The sequence below is a fragment of the Nonlabens sp. genome (assembly GCF_965657255.1).
In the GTDB taxonomy this organism is placed as follows: domain Bacteria; phylum Bacteroidota; class Bacteroidia; order Flavobacteriales; family Flavobacteriaceae; genus Nonlabens.
On the sequence record NZ_CBFHNM010000002.1, the window covers coordinates 355,534 to 378,425 of the forward strand.

A 22,892-nucleotide genomic window follows, 5' to 3' on the forward strand; every position below is an offset into this window, starting at 1 on the left:
TGAGATCCTAATATATCAGCATCTTGAGAGGTTAAATCAAAAATTGCGATACCGTCATTAGTAACATCATCACAAACAATCATATCATTTGCAACTGTAAAGACTGCTCTTCTATTGACTACTAAGTCAAATGAAGTAGTTTCGGAACAGGCTAACGGTGAATTATCGGTTACACGCGCAAAAACAGTCTGTGGATTACTTATATTTTGATATCCTGCAGCGTTAAGTGGTGCAATACCATCAATTGCATCTAATTGTGTTAGATGATAGGTGACTGTGGCCGCCTGACCATTAAGAATAGCTGCATCTTGATCACTTAATACAAAAGTCTCTTCACCATCATTGGATAAATCATCACACACTACCATGTTTGCTGGTGCGTTTGCAATAGGAATAACAGTTGCAGTAAGAGAAAAAGAATTGATCGTGTTACATCCTGGATCTGTATTACTAACTATTCTAACATAAATGGTAACCGTTCCTGATACTAGATTAAACGTATCAGGATTCATAATAGGATTAGTCTCATTTTGCGCATCCTGGAGACTTGTATAAAATGAATTAGTAAAGTTAGCACTACCAGAACCTCCAGAATTCAAAAACGGAGCTACATAAGCGTTTAAATCAAAATTTGAAATTGGACCACATTGTTCAAAATCCGGAATAGTAAGCGTCGTTAAATCAATAATATCAACAATAAAGCTATCTACAACAATACAGTTAGTAACTGTATTTGTTATAGCAGAAAAGACAGTTACTGGCGGCGTATTAATTGGGAACGCAGTCACATTTGTTATAGCATTTACTCCATTTTCAGCATTAGCTTGTGTATTGTGATAGGTAACAGAATGGTCACCAGCAGGAAGCCCATTCAAAATTACCGCATCGTTTACAGTTAGATCAGCTGTAGTAGTAGCACCTGTTGTATTACACTCGATAATATCGTTTGGTGATGCAGAAAGTATTTCTGGTAAAACATCGATACAAACTTCCTCCGTATAGGTACAACCATGATTATCTGTCATCTCATAAGTATAACAGTTCTGTCCAGCCGCGGTTGGCGTAATTGTAACAATATTACCTGTGTTATTAGTTATATCAGGGCTGTTTTGCCATCCTTCAGCAACTACTTCAGGTGTAAAGGAAAGCTCAGCTGGGATAATCGCAGGATTAAAGTTAAGACCCCAGAAGAAAATGTATCCATTGTCAGACCTTAAGTTATCAGTAATAGTTATACACCATTGACCATTAAGTGGTGAGCCCAAGAAACTTGAATAAGGATCTACCGGCAAATAATCACCAGCAGGAATTGTAGTTGTAACATTCGATGCTTGTAGCCAGGTTTGTGTTGCAGATTCTGTAAAAACATAGTCAAATCCTGTCCCAGGATCAAGAACGTTATCATCATCAATAGGCACTCCCAAAAAGGTTCCACCACCACCACCATTGGAATGTAGATCTACAGAACTTCCATTAGGAGCACTTACGGTTAATTGTAAATCACCTAAGAATGAGTGTTCCATATTTACAAAAATATCAACAATATCAGAAGCATTAGTTATCACAGCACCAGGAGCAAAAAGGTCAACGTTTATACAAGTTGTATAACTTACACCACTACCATCAGGCAGGAATGTAGTTCCTGTTATGGGTGGTGACACTGGTATTGCAAACTCTTGAGTAGTTGCAACACCTGTTATTGTAGTAGATTCTCCAAAACACACCTGAGTATCTGCAGCTATTGTTCCACTGAAATCAGGATCAGAAGAAACTTGAACTACTAAGTCAATTTCTTCTCTATCAGTACAACCCACATTATCTGTAACTCGTAATTTTGTTTGATAAATTCCAGTTGCTGCATAAGTTTCTGTTTGAACTTGACCAGGATTAAATCCTCCTCCATTAGCTAGGTCCCATTCATAAGTCGCGCCTGAGTCATCACCACTAAATGTTGCTTGTCCATCAAAAGTTACCGTATCACCTTGGCAAATTCTCAAAATTCCATCAGGATCTGTAGCTGGTGTAGTAACAATGTTTGTAGTAATGGTTTGACATGGATCAAAACAGCTTCTCGCAGCTCTCCATCCTGTTCCATTTCCTGAACCATTAGAAACAAACTGAACAGTAAGACATCCAGTTGGGTTTGCAGGACTAGCTTGAAAAGCTCCAGGAGCGACATTTGTATTTGTTACTGTTGCCAGTACTGGTGCGGTTGTATCATCTCCATCATAAATAGTAAGAACGTCGTTTACCTCAATATCTAAAACCCTAAAATCTAAAATCATCCTATCTGTTGTTACGATCGGGCAGAAAACAGCTATACCACTGAAGTTGTCTGAGTAATTACCATTCCCACCGTCATCGTTAAAAGCAGTTACCTCACAACCTGAATATAAAGTTTGAGGATTAGCAGGATTCGTATTAGGAACCATGTTGATATTAGTCTGCGAAAAAGAATAACAAGAGAACAATAACAGTAAAAGGATGGGCAGTCTTTTCATCATTTATATTTTAAAAAATCAGTAGCTTTTTTTCTAGTTTCCAAATATGAGGAAAATAGTTAACTTTTACTTAACTATTTATGCTAAAACTTTCACCTAAATGAAACAAAACAATGGACTTATGCTATTCAATTAGTAAATTTGCAATTCAAACAAATCGCTCCTACTAATAGTAGTACCTCTATGAAAATTGAAGATATTTTAGACAATATAGAAGATAACGATCATCTTTCTTCTAATGAACAAACTCCTTTACGTGCAGATGCCTTTGAAATGAGCGATGCAGAAAAGATAGAATCCATAAAAAAAGACATGCACCATATACTAGAAACTTTAGGTATGGACATGACAGATGATAGTTTAAAGGGAACACCTAATCGTGTTGCAAAAATGTTTGTCAATGAGATTTTTGGTGGTTTGCGTCCTAAAAAAAAACCTAGTGCGAGTACCTTTGAAAACAAATATAAATACAACGAGATGCTGGTAGAAAAGGACATTGTTGTCTACTCTACTTGCGAGCATCATTTGCTTCCTATCGTAGGTCGTGCGCATGTAGCATATATTTCTAACGGTAGCGTTATAGGCCTTTCTAAAATGAACCGTATTGTAGATTACTATGCAAAGCGTCCACAAGTTCAAGAGCGATTAAACATTCAGATTGTACGTGAATTACAGCAAGCGATGGGAACAGAAGACGTAGCTTGTATTATAGATGCAAAACATCTTTGTGTAAACAGTCGTGGTATAAGAGATATAGAGAGCAGCACGGTGACAGGAGAATTCGGTGGTAAGTTTAAAGATCCAGCCGTGAAGAGAGAGTTCTTGGATTACATTAAGATGGAAACTAAGTTTTAATTCATTCTAGATCTTTGAGTAACATCTCCTTCTTAACTTGCACCCAAGTAATTTGAGAAATTTACTGTTATTTTTGGAGAGCGTATGTATTATCGTTCCGCTTTCGCGAAAGCGAGATCAACACCATCAACATCACAAAAAATAAATCATGGCACTTTATCAAGACAATGAATTAAGGATTTACAATTCCATGAACGGTGAAAAAGAGGTTTTCAAATCGATTACCGAAGGCCGTATAGGAATGTACGTTTGTGGACCTACGGTTTACAGCAATGTGCATTTAGGAAATTGCCGTACATTTATCAGTTTTGACATGATTTTCAGGTATTTAAAACACCTAGGATATAAAGTGCGTTATGTACGTAATATTACCGATGCAGGACATTTAACTGATGATGCCGATCAAGGAGAAGATAAAATCTCTAAGAAAGCAAGGCTAGAGAAAATTGAACCTATGGAAGTCGTGCAGCAATACACGATCGATTTTCATACGGTGATGAAGCAATTCAACGCGTTCCCACCTAGTATTGAACCGACTGCCACTGGTCACATTGTAGAGCAAATTGAGATTATTAAAACCATCATCGATAATGGATATGCTTATGAGAAAAATGGCTCTATCTATTTTGATGTTGTAAAGTTCAATGAAGATCATCATTATGGAAAATTAAGTGGTCGCAATCTGGATGATATGATGGCAAATTCTCGCGAACTGGCCGCACAAAGCGATAAATCAAATCCAGCTGACTTTGCTCTTTGGAAAAAAGCAAGTCCAGAACACATTATGAGATGGCCTAGTCCATGGGGCGATGGTTTCCCGGGATGGCATCTGGAATGTACGGTAATGAGCTCTAAATACCTAGGTGAAACTTTTGATATACACGGCGGTGGAATGGATCTTAAATTCCCACATCACGAGTGTGAAATCGCTCAAGGTGAAGCGGCGCATGGTCATAGTCCGGTAAACTACTGGATGCATGCTAACATGCTGACTTTAAACGGACAGAAAATGTCCAAATCCACTGGAAATAGTATTTTACCTGTAGAACTTTTTACTGGTGATAACGATTTCATGCAAAAGGCTTTTAGCCCAAGTGTGGTGCGCTTCTTTATGATGCAAGCGCATTATCGATCGATATTAGATTTTAGTAACGACGCGATACTTGCTGCAGAAAAAGGTTTTAACCGACTTACTGAAGCTATGAAAATTATGGAAACGTTACCAGTTTCTAAAACCTCAACCGTAGACGTGGCCTCATGGAAAGCTAAATGTTATACAGCGATGAATGACGATTTCAACACGCCTATTCTTGTTGCAGAGCTTTTTGATGCGGTGAAAATGATTCATACGATAAATGATGGAAACGCTACTATTACAAAAGAAGATCTTGATAATCTTTCTTCAAGTATGAATGCATTTTTCTTTGATATTTTAGGGTTACAAAATGCTAAAGAAGAAACTGGTGGATCTTTAAATAAAGGACTGGATGGCGCCATGAAATTGATTATTGATTTGCGGGCTACAGCAAGAGCAAATAAAGACTGGACCACAGGAGATAAAATACGAGACGAATTAAAAGCTGCTGGTATTTCACTAAAGGATGGTGTTGATGGGACTAGTTATAGTGTGGAGTAAATATAGAACTTGAACTCGAACTCGAGAATTTAAACTTTCAATACCTTTTTCCTAATCTTAAAAGGTTAAAATTCTTATAGAAGATAAAGGATTGAAATGACTTCTTATAAACGACTTCAGCGATGTTATAAAGATGAAAAAAATACTAGCATATCCATTTTTATTGATCATCAGATTTTATCAATCGGTGATATCGCCTTTTACACCTGCTAGTTGTCGCTACTCTCCTACTTGTTCGCAATATTCTAAAGAAGCTCTTATCAAACACGGTGCTTTTAAAGGTGGCTGGCTGGCGTTGAAACGTATTTTTAGTTGTCATCCTTGGGGCGGCAAAGGTTATGATCCGGTGCCTTGAGAAATTGAACTCGAACTTGAACTTGAATTTGAATTTGAATTTGAATTTTGAAAATCATTCTATTACAAACTGTAAATTCCAAATCGTAAATCGCAAAATTGCCAGTTCATAAAAATTATGAAAAAGCACTAGCCTTTTTTAAAAGCAAAAACAGGTTGAAGATGAACTTGACGAAGTCAAGTGAGCAACCAAAAAGGGTTTTACAGTTAAATAAATATTATATTTTGATTTTTAAATCGTTATCGGCTGCGCTCGAACTGACAACTGGTATTTATATTTGATTTTGGAATGCTAATAGCCTTTTTCATATTTAAAAAGGTTTCGGCTATCGCTCAACCTAGCATCGTTTTTTTAGTTCAAGTTAGATTTCAAATTCAAGTTCAAGTTCATATTCTTACCTTAGCCACAAATAATAAAACCACGTGACTTCTACCCAAATTCTCATTACCATTGCTTGCTACTTTGCTGTACTTGTTACAATCTCTTTTATTGTAGGTCGCAAAAGTGATAACGCAACATTTTTTAGAGGCAACCGCTCGTCGCCATGGTTTATTGTAGCCTTTGGTATGATAGGAGCATCGCTTAGTGGAGTAACTTTTATCTCGGTTCCTGGCGCTGTGGAAGAAGGGGCGATGAATTATTTTCAAGTCGTTTTAGGTTATATAGTCGGTTATTTGGTAATCGGCACAGTGCTTTTACCGCTGTATTACAAAATGAACCTGACATCTATCTACAGTTACCTCAACGACAGGTATGGAAACGCAGCACAATTTACAGGGTCCAGTTTCTTCATACTATCCCGTGTGGTAGGTGCTAGTTTTAGATTGTACCTGGTAGCTGGTGTCTTACAAGAGTTTGTTTTTGAAAGTATGGGCGTGGAGTTTTGGCAAACGGTAACTTTTACTGTAATTCTGATTTGGTTATACACATTCAAATCTGGTATAAAAACTATTGTCTGGACCGATACTTTACAGACACTTTTCATGTTAATTGCTGTAGGCGTGGCGATTTACTATATTTCTGACAGCCTAGATCTTAATGGTATAGGAGAAATAACTGGTTACATCTCAGACAGTGAATTATCACAAATATTCTTTTTTGATGATTGGAAAAGCGGACAGTATTTCTTTAAACAGTTTTTTGCTGGTGCCTTTATTGCTATAGTAATGACTGGTCTCGATCAAGATATGATGCAAAAAAACCTGACTTGTCGCAGTCTTGGTGATGCTCAAAAGAATATGTTTTGGTTTACGATCGTATTAACCTTTGTGAATCTTATCTTTCTTGGATTAGGTGTTTTACTTACCGCTTTCGCGAAAGCGGAACAAATAACAGCCACCAAAGACAAATTATTTGCAGCCATCGCATTAGATGGAAATCTAGGTATAGGAATAGGACTTGTTTTTATTCTAGGCCTTGTAGCAGCTGCCTATTCAAGTGCTGACAGTGCACTGACTTCATTAACCACATCATTCTCTGTAGACATTTTAAGACTAGAGCAAAACTATAAAGAAAAGAAACAAAGCTGGATACGTAAGCTTGTGCACGTAGGATTCTCTGCTTTACTCATTTTAGTAATCGTTAGTTTTGAGTATCTGATCAAAGATGCCAGTGTGATCAATAAATTGTTTGTTTTTGCGGGCTATACTTATGGACCACTTTTAGGTCTGTTTAGCTTTGGGATTCTAACAAAGCTTCAAGTACATCATAAAATAACTCCAGTTATAGCTATTCTATCACCTTTTATCGCTTTTGGGATAAGTAGTCTAGCGAGTAATTACGGATTTGAATTTGGTTTCTTTATTTTATTGCTCAACGGTCTAGTTACCTTTTTAGGATTGTTGATTGCATCAAGTTTTACTGCGCAAAAACCTAATATTGATTGGTCCCAAGCATAACAAGCGTACAGGCAACTTCACTTTCTATATTATTTTCTGCAAGCAAACGGTACAACTCTGGATTTTCAGTGCCAGGATTAAAAATTACGCGTTCTGGATTAAGACCCAAGATGTAATCGTAATATTGTGGTTGTCTTTGTGCGTTCAAATACAAGGTTACTGTGTTAATTCCCTGAAAAGGAATTAATTCTTTATGGATCTTCACATCATCTACCATACCTTCTCGTAATCCTATAGCCACAGTTTCTATATTGAATTTACGCAACCTGTATATTGCTATATTTGAATAACGCTCTTCTTTAAGCGAAGCACCTAATACTAAAGTTTTTTTAGACATTTTTTAAGGTTTAAGGTGTAACAATATACGAAATAGATCGTCTTTTAAGTGAAGGACTTGATAAACCCTTCTGATTTATTTGGTTAATTGAATTTATATTGAAAAAGAAAAATTCAAAAAGGTTCAAGTCTGTCAGGCTTCTTTAAAAGTTCCTGACAGCAAGGATAATCGTATAGTTCATAATTAATGGTTAGTGTTATTGTACGATTTAGAAATCCCGAGCTTGCAGGCTTGGGATTTTGTTTTTAAAATATTCGCTATTCACTATTCACAGGTACGGACTTAAGTCCGCACCTGTGAATAGTTTAATGCTCGAAGTCTTCAATAGTAGAGTCTTCTCTATGATGCTGTTTTTGATTTTTAATATATCCTATCACTTTATCGACATTTTCTGGACTTACCGAGAAAGCTCCGTAACCACACTGCCATTCAAAACTCTCTAAATATGTGTGATTTTCATTAAGAAATCTAGAGCTTTTACCTTTCATAAATTTCATCAAATTTGATAAAGAAACTTTTGAGTCCATTTTTAATAAAACATGAACATGGTCTGGCATGCCATTTATCATTAAAGGGGTACAATCATTGTGTTCAATGACTTTCCAAATAAATGGATATAATTTTTTCTCTATGGAAACAGAAATCAAAGGATTTCTATTCTTTGACATTCCTAAAAATAATCAAATAATACAACATTCATAGGAGCGGACTTAAGTCCGCACCTATGAATCAAAAAGCAAATCATTTTACTTTTCTAGAATTAAAATAATATGAAATATGAGCATAAATGATGACCACAGTAGATAGTATTGACAACAAAACAACAGGAAGAAATTTTCTTTGAAACATTGATTGAGTAAACAAATCTGTTACGGCAAGTACGTTAAGAGATATACCAAACAACTGTGATGATCCACAAGAACTTCTTTGTTATTTTTCTTCCGAGTGATATCATATATAATTTTTAATAAATGAAGCGATCAGATTCTTGGCTACGCAGGAATTAGTATTACCACTTCATAATAGCACTACCCCAAGTAAATCCACTACCGAAAGCCGCTAATACAATCGTATCTCCTTCTTTTATCTTACCATCTTCCCAGGCTTCACAAAGAGCGATAGGAATAGAAGCCGCTGTAGTGTTACCATAACGCTGGATATTGTTATAAACCTGATCATCAGATAACTGAAATTTCTTCTGGATAAATTGAGAAATACGCAAATTAGCCTGGTGCGGCACAAGCATATCAATATCACTCACTTGTAGCTGATTGGTTTGCAGACCTTCCATGATCACCTCACTAAAACGTCGCACCGCGTTTTTAAACACAAACTGACCATTCATATAAGGATAATAAGGAATATCCTCTTGTGGATTCTCTTCTATCAATTGAGGAACCCAATGATTAGTAGACGGTCCTTTTAGAGAAAGTTCTAGCGCATGCTCACCTTCACTATGAAGATGCGTAGAAAGGATTCCATGACCCTCTTTTTCTGACCTCGATACAACCGCTGCTCCTGCTCCATCACCGAATATTACTGTAACACCACGACCACGAGTAGAGAAATCTAGTCCACCACTATGGTTTTCTGATCCTATAACAAGAACGTTTTTATACATTCCCGTTTTTATAAATTGATCTGCAACAGAAAGTGCATATATAAAACCACTACACTGGTTACGTACATCTAGTGCTGGACAGGTATGAATACCCATAAGATTTTGAACCTGCACACCACATCCAGGAAAATAATAATCTGGTGACAATGTTGCAAAAACGATCATATCTATATCATCTTTAGAGACTTTTGCGCGTTCCAGAGCTATTTCTGCAGCTTTTACGCCCATTATAGCAGTAGAATTACCATCACCTTTTTTAATATGTCGTCGCTCTTTAATACCAGTACGTTCCTGGATCCAGGCATCGTTAGTATCCATAACTTTAGAAAGATCGTCATTAGTCACGACGTTTTCTGGAACGTATTTACCCATTCCAGTGATACGAGAAGTATACATAAATAAATTTTAATTAAATGCAAGATACGTGACAGCCTTAGTATATTGTAGGCTTAAATCAAAAAATTAATATGCATGCATAGCAAGTTGTTTCCTGATCCTTTCCCTGAAATACCAGATGCCAGTGTAGAATATGATGGTTCTTTTTACGCTTTCGCGAAAGCGGAACAATTAAAAGCCTCTTTACTAGAAGAAACCCCATGGAGACAAAACGAGATCCAACTGTTCGGTAAAACGCATAACGAACCAAGGCTCACACAATTATACGGCGACGATGGACTAGATTACGGTTACAGTGGCATTAAATTCAAGGCCCTAGCATGGACAGAAACTCTGGCACAAATCAAAGCCGATGTAGAAAAAGCAGCAGGAACTGAATTCAACGTATGTTTACTCAACCAGTATCGAACCGGACAAGACTCTAATGGCTGGCATGCAGATAATGAACCAGAGCTAGGACAAAATCCGATCATTGCATCTATAAGTTTAGGAGAAGAACGATTTTTTCATTTGAAACACAATAACAATAAAGACTGGAGATTTAAATTTTTATTAGAGAATGGCAGTTTATTATTAATGAAAGGTCAAACACAACACACCTACAAGCATCAAATTGCCAAGACAAAAAGAGAAATAGGCTTACGTATTAATTTAACTTTTAGGAAGGTGATTAAGTAGTTAAAAGCGAGATGATTAAATCCCATCTTCGACAAGCTCGGATTGAGTTTAACACTTTACAACAGTGTTATCGAAATAACCAATTACTAAGCCGTCAGTCTGAGCCTGTAGAATTAAGTTTTAATTACAGTAAAATTGAAAAAACCCTTTATTGTTAATTCAGTAATAAAAACTTCCATAAACTATACAATTTTGTAATTATTGTAAAAGGAAACGACTTTACAAGTATGGCAAGAACTAGAGCAAAAGATATTTTAGCAAACTTAAACGATCGTCAGATAGACCGCATTATAGAAATGGGTTGGGAAGATCGCACACCTTTTGATGCGATCGAGGCGCAATTTGGCGTGACAGAAAAAGAGGTGATCATGATCATGCGCAGCGAGATGAAAGCAAGTAGTTTTAGAATGTGGCGCCAGCGCGTTCAAGGACGTGCTACAAAACATCGTGCACAACGTGATCCAGAAATGAGTCGTTTTAAATGTTCTATGCAGCGATCTACAGGAAATAAAATTGCCAAGAGATAGAGCTTTTTTTTACCAGATTATTTACAATAGCATACGTATTGCCTAGATTTGAGCGTTGTTATTTAGACCTAACTCAAATCATGAAAAAGCTACTTTTCCTATTAGTTTTCCTTCCTCTTGTCATTTACTCACAAGATCCGTTTTCAAGAAAGGCTGTTCAAAAGACTGCAGAAAACCTGGATTTATTAAATATTAATGAGAATATTCAGGGAACCCTTTTTACACCTAAAACTTCTAAAAAAGTTCCTGTTCCTCTAATCATTATAGTAGGTGATCAAGGTGCGATAGACCGCAATGGAAACGAGCCTAGAACAAGAAGCAACGCATATCATCAACTAGCAGATTCTCTTTTATCAAAAGGAATAGCTACTTATAGGTATGATAAGCGCATTTTTACCCAAATGAAAAATCGCAAGTCTAGTGAGGAAACACTTTTTAGTGATTTTATTATTGACGCAAAAGAAACTGTATCCTTCTTTAAAAATGACAAACGTTTTTCTAAAATTTACATCGCGGGACATGGACAAGGATCTTTGGTAGGAATGCTAGCCGTAGATAAAGATGTCGATGGTTTTATTTCTTTAAATGGTGCAGGACAATCTATTGATGCACTTATAGTACAACAAATTTCAAAACAACAGCCAGGACTAGATAAAGTTGCAGCAAAAACTTTTGAAAGAGTAAGAAAATCTAAAAAACCAGTTATAGCAATAGAACGTGATCTATATGCCATTATAGGTCCACAAATGCAACCTTTTATGAAATCCTGGATGCAATATGATCCATCCATTGAGATTAAAAAACTTCAAATTCCTATTCTCCTTATTAACGGTTCCAAAAATCGTATGAGCAATATTTCTGAAACGTTACTTTTAAAAGAAAGTGTTCCTACTGCCCGATTAGAAATTATTGAAGATATGAATCACGTACTCAAAATTGTGGGAGATGACGAGATTGAAGCCTCAAAAAGCAAGATCTTTCCTAACTTTCCTTTAAGTAGTCGGTTAGTAGAACTAATCGTTGGATTTGTTGAGTAAACGATTATTTTTCATATCCGCTTCTGCTAAAGCGAAACTATCACCAACGACTTCCTTTTAATTCGTATTTTGCGACTATACAAAATACGAATTTATGACAGTTCAAGACGTAGCAGAAAAAGTAATAGACACCACTCCTTTTATAACCAAAGACACTATTGTTTTTGGACTATTAATGATATGTCTGGCGTTAGTCTTTTATTCTTCTTCTATGAAAGAAGGTTTCTGGTCTAAATTTTATAAAATCGTTCCTGCATTACTGATGTGCTATTTATTGCCTTCTATTTTAAGCTCTTTGGGAATTATTGCCCCAGAATGGACAACTGTTGCTATGGATGGAACAGTTACAGAACATAGCTCTTCACTTTACTATATGGCATCGCGGTATTTATTGCCTGCTGCACTGGTTTTGATGACGCTGTCCATAGATCTTAAAGCTGTTTTCAATCTAGGCCCTAAAGCCTTAATTATGTTTTTAACTGGAACTTTAGGAATTGTCATCGGTGGTCCTATTGCTATTCTTATAGTTGGTTCCTTCTCTCCAGAAACTGTAGGCGGTGAAGGTTTTGATGCTGTATGGCGAGGACTTTCTACTCTTGCTGGAAGCTGGATAGGTGGCGGCGCAAATCAAACTGCCATGCTAGAAGTATATCAATTTAACCAAGCAAAATATGGCGGAATGGTACTTGTGGACATAGTTGTAGCTAATCTATGGATGGGAATCTTACTTTTTGGAATAGGAAAAGCTGCAAAAATAGACCGCTGGTTTGGTGCAGATAGTAAAGCTATTGAAGATCTTAAAAAACGAGTGTCTGATTATACGGAAAGTGTGAAACGCGAGGCTACTTTTACAGATACTATGGTAATGTTAGGGATAGGATTTGGAACTGTTGCCATTGCCCATTTTGGAGCAAACTTTTTATCAGAGGCTATGAGTAGTATGGATAGTATTGCAAAAAATATCTATTTAAGCTTTTTAACCAGCCAGTTTTTCTGGATGATCTCTATAGCCACTTTAATAGGAATTGTTCTGTCATTTACACCTGCCAAAAGCTATGAAGGAACTGGAGCGAGTAAAATAGGTAGTATTTTTATTTATGTCCTAGTAGCCACTATAGGAATGAAAATGGACCTGACTCAAATAGTAGAAAATCCGTTATTGATTCTCGTTGGTGTTATATGGATGGCTATTCATGCAGGTCTTTTGATTCTAATTGCCAAATTAATTAAAGCACCATACTTCTTTCTTGCTGTTGGGTCGCAAGCAAATGTAGGTGGCGCTGCGAGCGCACCTATCGTCGCAGCAGAGTTTCATCCATCACTTACTAGTGTAGGAGTTTTACTTGCTGTTTTTGGATATGTTGTAGGAACGATAGGTGCCATTGCTTGTACAGTGTTGATGCAAATTGCAGCTACTTCCTAAGTGTTTTACCTTCTCAAATTAAAAGATAATATGCATATTTGTAGCCTTAAAATCATTACCATGAAAAAAGTACTTTTCTTTCTTATCGCTATATTATTCATCGCTTCTTGTAGTGAGTCCACTTCTAGTAAGTTTTCTCTTTCTGGAAGCATAGATGGAATTAAGGTAGGAAAGATTTATTTGCAACAACTGCAAGATTCTGTTTTAGTAGATGTTGATTCGGCATTTTTTGATGGGAATTCTGACTTTAGTTTAAAAGCTGATATAGAACAAGCAAAAATCATGTATTTACACCTTGATGTCAAAGATGGTAAAGAGTTTAACGATCGCTTTCTATTTTTTGCAGAAGACACCATAATGACCATGACATCTTCATTAAGTGACTTTGAAAATGAAGCTGTAATATCTGGATCAAAAAATCAAGATGTTTATATGGCTTTTAAGAAAAATAATGATCGTTTAAACATAGTATACACAGACTTAATTAAAAAAAGTTTATCTCTTACCGATGAAGAGAGGACAGAAGCCGTAAGTGATTCTATAAACAGAGCTTATGACAAATACTTGAGAAAAAAAGTACTTTATGCGATCAACTATGCACAACTGCACAAGGACAAAGAAGTAGCGCCTTATATTTTAATAAGTGAAGCTAGCGAGGCAAATCCTGCTTTATTAGATAGTGTTTTTCAAAAAATGCCAAAAAAAATTCAGACAACTGTTTATGGAAAACAATTATCTGAATTAATAAATAATTCAAAATCTAATTTATAGAGCGTTTACTCTATTAATAAGCGCTCTTCCCTCAGTTTCTAAATCAGCTTTAACTGCCTTAAGATGTGCTTTACGATTATCTACCTTACGGTCGTTAACTCTTGCTATAAGACTGTCAAAAGTACTGATACAATCGTCTACTATTTTTTCAGATTCTGCTGTTACTTCAGGTTTGATATCTTGTGTAATAATCGCTGCATCAATGATATCTCCTATCACATAATTCAAATCTTGTTTAAGATCTCTTATACTTGCCATAATATTTTAATTTCTTGCAAAAATAGTGAATAAAAGAGTTACTACTAAGATTATAAAAGTTTAAGAACTAAATTATAGTTTCATATAATTATAAGTAACCAATTATAATTGCGCAAAAGTAATTTAGAGTTAATTATTCTCCTCTATAAACTACAAAGTTACGTTCTGTTTCAAAGAGTTTAATTTCTAGATCATACTTAGGATCCAGTTTTGATTTAATCTTATTGTAAATAACGTAGGCTATATTTTCTGCAGTAGGATTTAAGTCTCTAAACTCAGGAACTTGCAGATTTAAATTTTTATGATCAAAGGCGTTCTCCACCTCTTCTTTGATGATATCTTTTAGAATTTTAAGATCAATTAAATATCCTGTTTCTGGATCAACGTCACCGGTAACACCTACTTCTAGATCATAATTGTGTCCGTGAAAATGTGGGTTATTGCATTTTCCAAAGATTTGCTGATTCTTTTCATCACTCCAGTCATTGCGGTGCAGGCGATGTGCTGCGTTAAAATGCGCTTTGCGGTATGCGGTTAATCTCATGATATGTGGGAATAATATTTTTCAAAAATAATCTTAAACCACTCCGTATAAGTTTCTGGCTGCTCTTCCATATCTGTTTTGATATCCTGAGCGGTCATCCATTTATAAGAAGCAACTTCATCTGGATTAATAATAGGAGCATCATTATAATTCCCTATCATCACGTGGTCCAACTCGTGCTCAGTTAATCCATTATCAAAGGGAGCGATATAAATGAAATGAAATAGTTCCTTTAATTCTGTAACAAAGCCCATTTCTTCCATTAATCTACGTTTTCCTGCTTCTATATTTGTTTCACCTTCACGTTGATGGCTACAACATGTATTGGTCCATAAACCAGGAGAATGATACTTTCCTAAAGCACGTTGCTGTAACATGATTTCATTATTATCATTTACGACAAATACAGAAAACGCTCTGTGAAGTAGCGCTTTTTCATGTGCCTCTATTTTTTCCATGAGACCAACTTGCTCGTCTTTCTCATTTACTAAGATAACTTTTTCGATAATTTTAATAATTTATGTGGCAAAAATACAAAAGGAATAGAACGCATCCTTTTTGATATTAAGTAGGTAAATCTGTTGATCATTACAATCTACTTAGTTATTTTATATAATGAAACATTATTTTGAAACTGGTAGGGTCGTTCCTCTTAACTCTAGGCTATAATTTATAGTAACTGTTTTGGTATTACCTTTAGTTTTACTCTCTAGTCGTTCTACCAACATTTTAACTGATTCCTGACCTATTTCTTCAGCATATTGAGCTACTGTAGATAGTGGCGGATAAGACAAATGTGACATTTTATTTGAGGAAAAACCTATGACAGATAGATCTTTAGGGACAATTCTTCCCAAACGCTGTGCAATATTAACCGCCATAACACCGCTTATATTGTCTATACATAACAATCCATCCATATCGCTATGATCTGTTATAATATTTTCTAATTGGTCATTTAATAAAACCTGATCATCATCAACATTTATCACTATCGGATCTTCCTGGCTGGTGTTGTGTTTCTCTAATGCTTTTTTGTATCCTAAAATTCTTAATTTCCCTACATTAAGCTCGCCTAGACTATTAATTAAAACTATCTTTTTACGACCTTCTTTTAGGAGAGTTTCTGTAGCTGTAAATGCCGCGTTAAAGTCATCAATAATCACTTTGTCGCAATCTACATTATTTACTACACGATCAAACATTACTATAGGAACATCCTGATTTATAGTTTCTTTAAGGTGTTTCACTTCTCCTTTAGACTGTGTCTCTTCCGATAATGACATGATAAAACCATCTACACTACCATTAGCTAACAGTTGAAGACTATTATTTTCTTTATCAAAAGCCTCATTTGATAGGCAGGTAATTATATTATACCCTAGAGCGGTTGATTCTTGTTCTATTCCGTATAAAATTCGAGCAAAAAACGTATTCAAAATATCTGGTATAATTACGCCTATAGTCTTGGTTTTTCTGTTTTTAAGACTTAGAGCAAGTGTGTTAGGCCTGTAGTTCAATTCTTTAGCAATTTCCTTAACACGTTTTATCGTATCCTTACTAATTTCTGGACTATCTTTTAAAGCTTTTGAAACAGTAGAAACGGACACACCTAGAGTGGCTGCTAGATCTTTAAGGGTAATCATAATTTACTAGTTTAAAAATGAACTAAATTTAATTAACAAACATACGCTTCATAAACTTAGCAACCATAGAAGGATTGAAATACTAATGATTATTTAACAAATTCCTTAAATATTAAAACAGAACCATTATTTATTTGCTAAAACCTCTGTCTATTCCTAAAACTTTAAAATATTATTTTTGTACTAATAAAACTCGCTTTCGCGAAAGCGAGAAAGTAACACTTACCCAACCACGATAAAATTATAAAAATTAGTAACGAGCTGATCCAGAGAAGACTTGATAAAACGGTTGATTAGCCTATTTTTGCAGACTGATTAATTACACACATGAAGTTTACAGACGAGATAGCAAGAAGAAGAACATTCGGTATTGTATCGCACCCAGATGCAGGTAAAACAACACTTACAGAAAAACTACTTTTATATGGTGGAGCGATTCAAGAAGCTGGCGCAGTAAAAAGTAACAAAATAAAAAAAGGTGCTGCAAGTGATTTTATGGAAATAGAACGCCAGCGTGGTATCTCTGTAGCTACATCTGTATTAGCTTTTGAATACAAAGGCAATAAAATTAATATTCTGGATACCCCAGGTCACAAAGATTTTGCAGAAGATACTTTTAGAACACTTACCGCAGTAGATAGCGTTATAGTTGTTGTTGATGTGGCAAAAGGTGTTGAGGAGCAAACAGAAAAGTTGGTAAAAGTGTGTAGGATGCGCCAAATACCAATTATCGTTTTTATTAACAAAATGGATCGTGAAGGTAAAGATGCCTTTGATCTTATGGATGAAATAGAACAAAAGCTAGAACTACGTGTAACGCCTTTAAGTTTTCCAATAGGAATGGGATATGACCTTAAAGGTATTTATAATATTCATAAAAAGAACATTAACCTGTTTACAGGTGCTTCTTCAAAAGACATACATAACACAACCGCCGTTAATGATTTAAACGATAATAAATTAAATAATCTTATCGGAGAACAAGCATCTAACACTTTGCGAGAAGAACTGGAACTAGTGACCGGCATTTATCCACAGTTTAATCGCAAAGAATATTTAGATGGAGATTTGCAGCCAGTATTTTTTGGAAGTGCTTTACACAACTTTGGTGTGAAAGAGTTATTAGACGGTTTTATAGAAATTGCACCTGCACCACGTCCTAAGAAAGCAGAAGAGAGACTAGTACAACCTAACGAGAAAGACTTTAGCGGTTTTGTATTTAAAATTCATGCTAATATGGACCCTAAACACAGGGATAGACTTGCTTTTATAAAAATTGTAAGCGGTACGTTTGAACGCAATAAAGCCTATAAGCACGTGCGTTTAAATAAGAATTTGAAATTTTCTAGTCCCAATGCATTTTTTGCAGAGAAAAAAGAAATTGTTGATGAGTCCTTTCCTGGTGATATTGTAGGATTACATGATACTGGTAATTTTAAAATAGGAGATACATTGACCTCTGGTGAGGAATTGCATTATAAAGGAATCCCTTCTTTTTCTCCAGAACATTTTAGATACATTAATAATGCCGACCCAATGAAGTCTAAACAGCTGGCTAAAGGAATAGACCAGTTAATGGATGAAGGTGTTGCCCAATTATTTACTTTAGAACTGAACAGACGTAAGGTTATAGGTACTGTAGGAGCTTTACAATTTGAAGTGATACAATACCGTTTAGAACATGAATATGGAGCAAAATGTTCATATGAAAACTTAAACGTACATAAAGCTTGTTGGGTAGATGGGTCTCTTGCAAAAGCTGAAGAATTATCAGATTTCAAAAGGGTTAAGTCTAAGTTTTTGTGCAAGGATAAACGAGGGCAACTAGTGTTTCTAGCAGACTCTTCATTCTCACTACTGATGACTCAACAGAAATATCCGAGTATAAAATTTCACTTTATATCCGAATTTGAGCCGGAAGCAATCGCTACAAAATAATCTTCGTAAAAATTATTTCTTTTCAAATAAAAAGGGTTTTTGAAATTAATTTCAAAAACCCTTTTTATTTGAACTATTCAAGAAAGAATATTTTTAGTATTATAAACAATCTTTAAATTGATCTAAACCAGATACGATAAACTCAGATCTACGATTAAGCTGGTGTGCTTCTTTGGAACAAGGAACACCATTAGAACATTCATTAAGTAACCTTGATTCTCCGTAACCTTTTGCCGTCAAACGGGAAGGTTCGATTCCTTTTGAGACCAACCAATTAAGCGTGCTTTGCGCTCTTTTTTCTGAAAGCACAACGTTGTATGCGTCTGGTGCTCTACTATCCGTGTGTGAGCGTATGTCCACCTTAGTTTGAGGATATAATTCCATAAAAGCTTTAATCTTGGCGAGCTCGTATTCTGCATCTGGTCTAATATCAGACCTATCAAAATCAAAGTAAATTTGTTTAATCCCTAATAATGGCCCAATATCATCACAATCAACTACCGGAATCAGTGTGCTTTCCATTTCAAGCGGAATATCAATAAAAGTAGATGAACTAGGCGTAGAGAACAACTTTTCATTAGTTGTCCACTCTTCTTTCTCTGCCCTAACAAAATATTGCTTATCACATTCTAGATTAAAGGCATACTTTCCATTGGCTTTAGTTACTAATTGGTCAACCTTATTATTGTTAGCATCCATTATCATTACGGCAACTTCTTGAATTGCGCCACCAGTACTTTTATCTGTTACAGTACCAGTTACAAGAACCTCACACTGCTTTCTTAAATCCTCTAACTGTATAAATCTATAAATGTCATCATCTCCTGAACCACCTGGTCTATTTGAGCTGAAGTATCCTACTTTAGTGTCATCATTTATAATAAAAGAAAAATCATCATAAGGAGTATTGACAGGCTTTCCAATATTAATAACCTTGCTTGTTGTTCCATCTGGATTCAGTGAAGTAGCAAAAATATCTAAACCTCCTAAACCTTGATGACCCGAGGAAGCAAAATATAACACATTAGACTTACTTACAAAAGGAAAAGTTTCTCTACCAGGTGTATTAATGTCTTTTAAATTTTTAGGTTCACCAAAACCACCGTCCTCTAGGATATCAACAACCCAGATGTCAGACTTAGTGAAATCATCATCAATATCATATCCGATAGTACCCGGCATATCACTTGAAAAGTACAACTTCTTTTCATCTGGACTTAAAGCAGGATGCGCAACAGAATATTCATCATTATTAAAAGTTAGTGCAACAGGATTAGTCCATTTGCCTTCTTTAAAATGAGATCTAAATATTTTTAATTTATTAGTTCCATTAATATCTTGTCTATAAATTCCATTCTCATAGTTGTTACGTGTAAAATACATCGTTTTACCATCTGCTGTAATTGCAGGAGTACTTTCGTGATACCTAGAATTGATTACGCGAGAAACCTTTTGAGGATTGCTCAGTTTCCCAGTATCATCTGTATCTGCGGTATAAAGCTGCAAGAAAGGTTGGTTATTCCATGTATGCTTTCTACTTACCATAGAACCTGAGTCTCTAGCTGTTGCATAAACCACTTGGTTTTTAGATGCATAAAATGCAGGACCGAAGTCAACGGTATATGTATTTATTTTATTTGTATTAATTATTTCAAAACGACCAGATTGAAAATCAATAATCTGTAAATAATTAGGTTCTTTAGAATATAATTTTGAGCGTGCATCAAAACCTTTATAAGTGTTAAACTTTGCCATTAACCTATCTGACTCTTCATATCTGTTAACAGATTTAAGAGATTGTGCATATCTAAAGAAGTATGCAGGTTTTACGTTGTCCTCATAAGAAACAAATAGTTGTTCATACCATTTATGCGCTTTGTTGAGCTCATCATTAAAATAGTAGGTATCCCCTAATTTGGCAAGAATTTCTGGTGAAGCGTAACCATCCTCAACGAGTTTTAAATATATCTGCTGAGCCTCAATAAACGCAAACGATTTATATTTTCTATTTCCTTTTTCCAATACACCTTTCTGTGCTTGTATGAAGGAAACACTTAAAAGAAGGAATAATATGGATAATTTTTTAAACATGATTGTTATTTGTTTATTAGAAGAAACGTGGAGTAATAATACGATCATAACTATTGAATAGCTCAAATCTAAGGAAAAGTTCATAACTACCATCGTTAAAAACGGCATTACCTAAAGCGGTAGTTTCTCTATCATATGCAAAACCTATCATCATTTGATCACTTAATTGAAATCCTACTAATCCAGTTACAGCGGCACTCCATCTATAGGCGACTCCTAAGGTTAATTTGTCGTTGAATAAAAAACTAGCCGTTAGATCAACTTGCAAAGGAGCTCCTTGAACTAATTTGACCATTGTTGCTGGTTTAAATTTGACATCATTACTTAAATCAAACACATAACCTGCTGTTCCAAAGATATGAGCACGTTCACTCGCAATATATGTAGCACCGCTCGTATCATTTGAATCATCAAAATGATCAGTTTGAATAATGTTAGGACTACTTAAACCAACGTAAAACTTTTGAGTGTGATAATAGAGTCCTAAACCTAGAGTTGGTGATAATTTATTCTCTACATTATCAGTCAACCTAGGATCACTAGCATCAAATATATTAAGCCTTGTAAAATCGACATTAAGAACATGAAGTCCACCTTTAAGTCCAAAACTTAATCGTGCCTCATTTCCTACAGGAATGGTATAACTGAAATCCGCTGCAACATAAGTCTCATCAGATGGACCGATTTCATCATTAACAATACTTAATCCAAGACCAACACGACTATTTGAAATAGGTGTATGAAACGACAAAGTTTGAGTGCGAGGAGCACCATCTAGTCCTACCCATTGACTACGATGTAAACCAACAATACTAGCTACACCGCGATTTCCTGCATAAGCTGGATTTACAACAATTGGATTATATGCATACTGGCTATATTGAGGATCCTGTTGTGCTGTTACCGCTTTCGCAAAAGCGAACAATAATAAACAAGTTAATAATTTTTTCATTTTATGCTATTATTAAAACAAGTTCTGCCTGAAAAAACAGAACTTAATTTTTATCGGTTAATATATAAATATCCAGCTTTACGGATGGTTTGATTTTGATCGTTAATGTATTCAATTACATAGAAATAAGTACCTTCTGGTAATTCTTCCCCTTGAGAAACAGTAACACGACCTTCAGAAACACCAACAAATGATCTACTCCCATTGTTGTAATTATCAATATTATAGACTTCTACACCCCATCTATTAAATATCCGAACTGTATTTTCAAAATTATCAATTCCTTGAAGGAAAAAGAATTCGTTACGATCATCTCCATTTGGAGTAATAGCATTAAAGATTATTACTTCTCTAGGGTCAACGTCCAGATAATCTGGAACTCCATCACCATCAAAATCATCAAAAATAGAATCTAAACCAGTAACTATTCCATCATTTTCATCATCAATATCTCTATAATCCGGCTCTGAATCACCATCGGTGTTATTAAGATCATTTGTAGGATCTGCAACAACAACAACTCCATTAGGATCTATATAGCCATTTAGATCTCCATCAAAAGCATCGTCTAAACCATCCATATCTAAATCAATTCCAGCTGACAATATATCAGCGACACCATCATTATCAAAATCAAAACCTTCCGTACTATCTGGAACACCATCATTATCCGAATCGTCATCTAGATAGTCAGGCACTCCATCTTGATCAAAATCTAATAGATCAATACCTTCACCATTTCCTGGTGTAGTCTCGTAGGCATCATCTAAACCGTTTCCGTCAGAATCATTTCCACTAGGACTTATGTATCCAGCAGATGTCTGAGACTCCACATTATCTGGGATACCATCGCCATCAGAATCTTGATCGAACCAGTCTGGAATACCATCTCCGTCAGAATCTCCACCACCTTCTAAGACGTCTAATATACCGTCATTATCATCATCTATATCAACTGGGTCTGGCACACCATCATCGTCATTATCTGGAATTAACTGGAAACCATCAGCACTAGTTGGCGTAGACATACCTGAGTTGACAATAATACCAGAATCCGGATTTGAACCCAATGTTGTAAGAATAGTTTCAGATGGATTTGTAACAGTTATTGTGTAAATACCTGCTGGTACCGTAGCAACCCAATTACCCATTGCGTCTACGCTAACTGTGATTGTAAGACCAGTAGTTTCATTAACTAAGGTAACCATAGTGCCCGCAGGAAATAAAGCATCATTTTGCAAATCATATATGCCATCACCGTTAAGGTCGTTGAATACAAACCCAGTTAACATACCAGGCGTATCAAGTGGTGTTCTTGTTGGGTCATTTGTTAAGTCTCCATCTCCGTCGTTGTCCTCGTCGGCAGGATTGGAACTATCAGATACATCGCTTACTGGTCCTTCAGGGCTAACAGCATCTGATGTAGCT

Annotated in this window: 21 protein-coding genes; 10 read left to right on the forward strand and 11 right to left on the reverse strand. The window is 35.6% G+C overall.

Going from position 1 to position 22,892, the window contains the following annotated elements; genetic code table 11:
- Positions 1-2,501 (reverse strand): PKD domain-containing protein (locus ACTF54_RS04160; protein ID WP_438968811.1); only part of this gene is annotated, 2,501 nt, incomplete at its 3' end.
- Positions 2,502-2,684: 183 nt separating this feature from the next.
- Here ACTF54_RS04160 and folE point away from each other — a divergent pair.
- The 4 genes from folE (at position 2,685) to ACTF54_RS04180 (ending at position 7,245) form a co-directional block, all read left to right on the forward strand.
- Positions 2,685-3,356: a GTP cyclohydrolase I FolE gene (folE, locus tag ACTF54_RS04165; protein WP_347197005.1), complete on the forward strand. Its 672-nt coding sequence runs from the start codon at positions 2,685-2,687 to the stop codon at positions 3,354-3,356.
- Positions 3,357-3,504: 148 nt separating this feature from the next.
- Positions 3,505-4,992, forward strand: coding sequence for a cysteine--tRNA ligase (gene cysS / locus ACTF54_RS04170; RefSeq protein ID WP_347197003.1), 1,488 nt, complete (start codon positions 3,505-3,507; stop codon positions 4,990-4,992).
- A 133-nt stretch (positions 4,993-5,125) separates the two neighbouring features.
- Positions 5,126-5,347 carry a membrane protein insertion efficiency factor YidD gene (gene yidD, locus ACTF54_RS04175; protein WP_347197511.1) on the forward strand — a complete coding sequence of 74 codons (222 nt, stop codon included), beginning with the start codon at positions 5,126-5,128 and terminating at the stop codon, positions 5,345-5,347.
- A 422-nt stretch (positions 5,348-5,769) separates the two neighbouring features.
- Complete coding sequence (locus tag ACTF54_RS04180; protein ID WP_438968812.1) at positions 5,770-7,245, forward strand: sodium:solute symporter; 1,476 nt, start codon at positions 5,770-5,772, stop codon at positions 7,243-7,245.
- On the opposite strand, the gene ACTF54_RS04185 is transcribed toward ACTF54_RS04180, so the two are convergent.
- The 3 genes from ACTF54_RS04185 to ACTF54_RS04195 all read right to left on the reverse strand — a co-directional run bounded on the left by ACTF54_RS04185 (position 7,220) and on the right by ACTF54_RS04195 (position 9,599).
- Entirely contained in the window at positions 7,220-7,582 is a 363-nt protein-coding gene (locus ACTF54_RS04185; RefSeq protein ID WP_347197499.1) for a CoA-binding protein, read from the reverse strand. The genes ACTF54_RS04180 and ACTF54_RS04185 overlap by 26 nt on opposite strands.
- Positions 7,583-7,887: 305 nt before the next feature.
- Positions 7,888-8,250 (reverse strand): IS200/IS605 family transposase, encoded by a 363-nt coding sequence (gene tnpA / locus ACTF54_RS04190; RefSeq protein WP_438968813.1) that lies wholly within the window; start codon positions 8,248-8,250, stop codon positions 7,888-7,890.
- Positions 8,251-8,591: 341 nt separating this feature from the next.
- Positions 8,592-9,599 (reverse strand): 3-oxoacyl-ACP synthase III family protein, encoded by a 1,008-nt coding sequence (locus tag ACTF54_RS04195; protein ID WP_347197501.1) that lies wholly within the window; start codon positions 9,597-9,599, stop codon positions 8,592-8,594.
- Between the two features lie 75 nt (positions 9,600-9,674).
- Between ACTF54_RS04195 and ACTF54_RS04200 the strand changes: the two genes are divergently transcribed.
- From ACTF54_RS04200 to ACTF54_RS04220, 5 genes are all read left to right on the forward strand, one after another.
- Entirely contained in the window at positions 9,675-10,277 is a 603-nt protein-coding gene (locus ACTF54_RS04200) for an alpha-ketoglutarate-dependent dioxygenase AlkB family protein (protein ID WP_347203165.1), read from the forward strand.
- 227 nt (positions 10,278-10,504) lie between these two features.
- Positions 10,505-10,804, forward strand: coding sequence for a TIGR03643 family protein (locus ACTF54_RS04205; RefSeq protein ID WP_347197503.1), 300 nt, complete (start codon positions 10,505-10,507; stop codon positions 10,802-10,804).
- 80 nt (positions 10,805-10,884) lie between these two features.
- Positions 10,885-11,841 carry an alpha/beta hydrolase gene (locus ACTF54_RS04210; protein ID WP_438968814.1) on the forward strand — a complete coding sequence of 319 codons (957 nt, stop codon included), beginning with the start codon at positions 10,885-10,887 and terminating at the stop codon, positions 11,839-11,841.
- Positions 11,842-11,935: 94 nt separating this feature from the next.
- Entirely contained in the window at positions 11,936-13,264 is a 1,329-nt protein-coding gene (locus ACTF54_RS04215; RefSeq protein ID WP_438968815.1) for a DUF819 family protein, read from the forward strand.
- Positions 13,265-13,324: 60 nt separating this feature from the next.
- On the forward strand, positions 13,325-14,035 hold the full coding sequence (locus ACTF54_RS04220) for a DUF4369 domain-containing protein (protein WP_438968816.1): 711 nt from the start codon (positions 13,325-13,327) through the stop codon (positions 14,033-14,035).
- Here ACTF54_RS04220 and ACTF54_RS04225 read toward each other — a convergent pair.
- The 4 genes from ACTF54_RS04225 to ACTF54_RS04240 form a co-directional block, all read right to left on the reverse strand.
- On the reverse strand, positions 14,030-14,293 hold the full coding sequence (locus ACTF54_RS04225) for a hypothetical protein (protein WP_347197507.1): 264 nt from the start codon (positions 14,291-14,293) through the stop codon (positions 14,030-14,032). The two genes, ACTF54_RS04220 and ACTF54_RS04225, sit on opposite strands and share 6 nt — an antisense overlap.
- A 133-nt stretch (positions 14,294-14,426) precedes the next feature.
- On the reverse strand, positions 14,427-14,837 hold the full coding sequence (locus ACTF54_RS04230) for a 6-pyruvoyl trahydropterin synthase family protein (protein ID WP_347197508.1): 411 nt from the start codon (positions 14,835-14,837) through the stop codon (positions 14,427-14,429).
- On the reverse strand, positions 14,834-15,346 hold the full coding sequence (gene idi, locus ACTF54_RS04235) for an isopentenyl-diphosphate Delta-isomerase (protein ID WP_438968821.1): 513 nt from the start codon (positions 15,344-15,346) through the stop codon (positions 14,834-14,836). The genes ACTF54_RS04230 and idi overlap by 4 nt, the downstream gene beginning before the upstream one ends.
- A 114-nt stretch (positions 15,347-15,460) precedes the next feature.
- Positions 15,461-16,483: a LacI family DNA-binding transcriptional regulator gene (locus ACTF54_RS04240; RefSeq protein WP_438968817.1), complete on the reverse strand. Its 1,023-nt coding sequence runs from the start codon at positions 16,481-16,483 to the stop codon at positions 15,461-15,463.
- Between the two features lie 327 nt (positions 16,484-16,810).
- Between ACTF54_RS04240 and ACTF54_RS04245 the strand changes: the two genes are divergently transcribed.
- Complete coding sequence (locus ACTF54_RS04245; RefSeq protein WP_347197510.1) at positions 16,811-18,421, forward strand: peptide chain release factor 3; 1,611 nt, start codon at positions 16,811-16,813, stop codon at positions 18,419-18,421.
- Between the two features lie 99 nt (positions 18,422-18,520).
- Here the strand turns inward: ACTF54_RS04245 and ACTF54_RS04250 are convergent, their stop codons facing one another.
- From ACTF54_RS04250 to ACTF54_RS04260, 3 genes are all read right to left on the reverse strand, one after another.
- Positions 18,521-20,512, reverse strand: a complete 1,992-nt coding sequence (locus ACTF54_RS04250) for an OmpA family protein (protein ID WP_347202207.1) — start codon at positions 20,510-20,512, stop codon at positions 18,521-18,523.
- A gap of 16 nt (positions 20,513-20,528) precedes the next feature.
- The gene (locus ACTF54_RS04255; RefSeq protein ID WP_347202208.1) at positions 20,529-21,464 is read right to left on the reverse strand and encodes a PorP/SprF family type IX secretion system membrane protein; all 936 of its coding nucleotides are present in this window, start codon (positions 21,462-21,464) and stop codon (positions 20,529-20,531) included.
- A 50-nt stretch (positions 21,465-21,514) separates the two neighbouring features.
- On the reverse strand, positions 21,515-22,892 hold a 1,378-nt coding region (locus tag ACTF54_RS04260; RefSeq protein ID WP_438968818.1), incomplete at its 5' end, for a gliding motility-associated C-terminal domain-containing protein.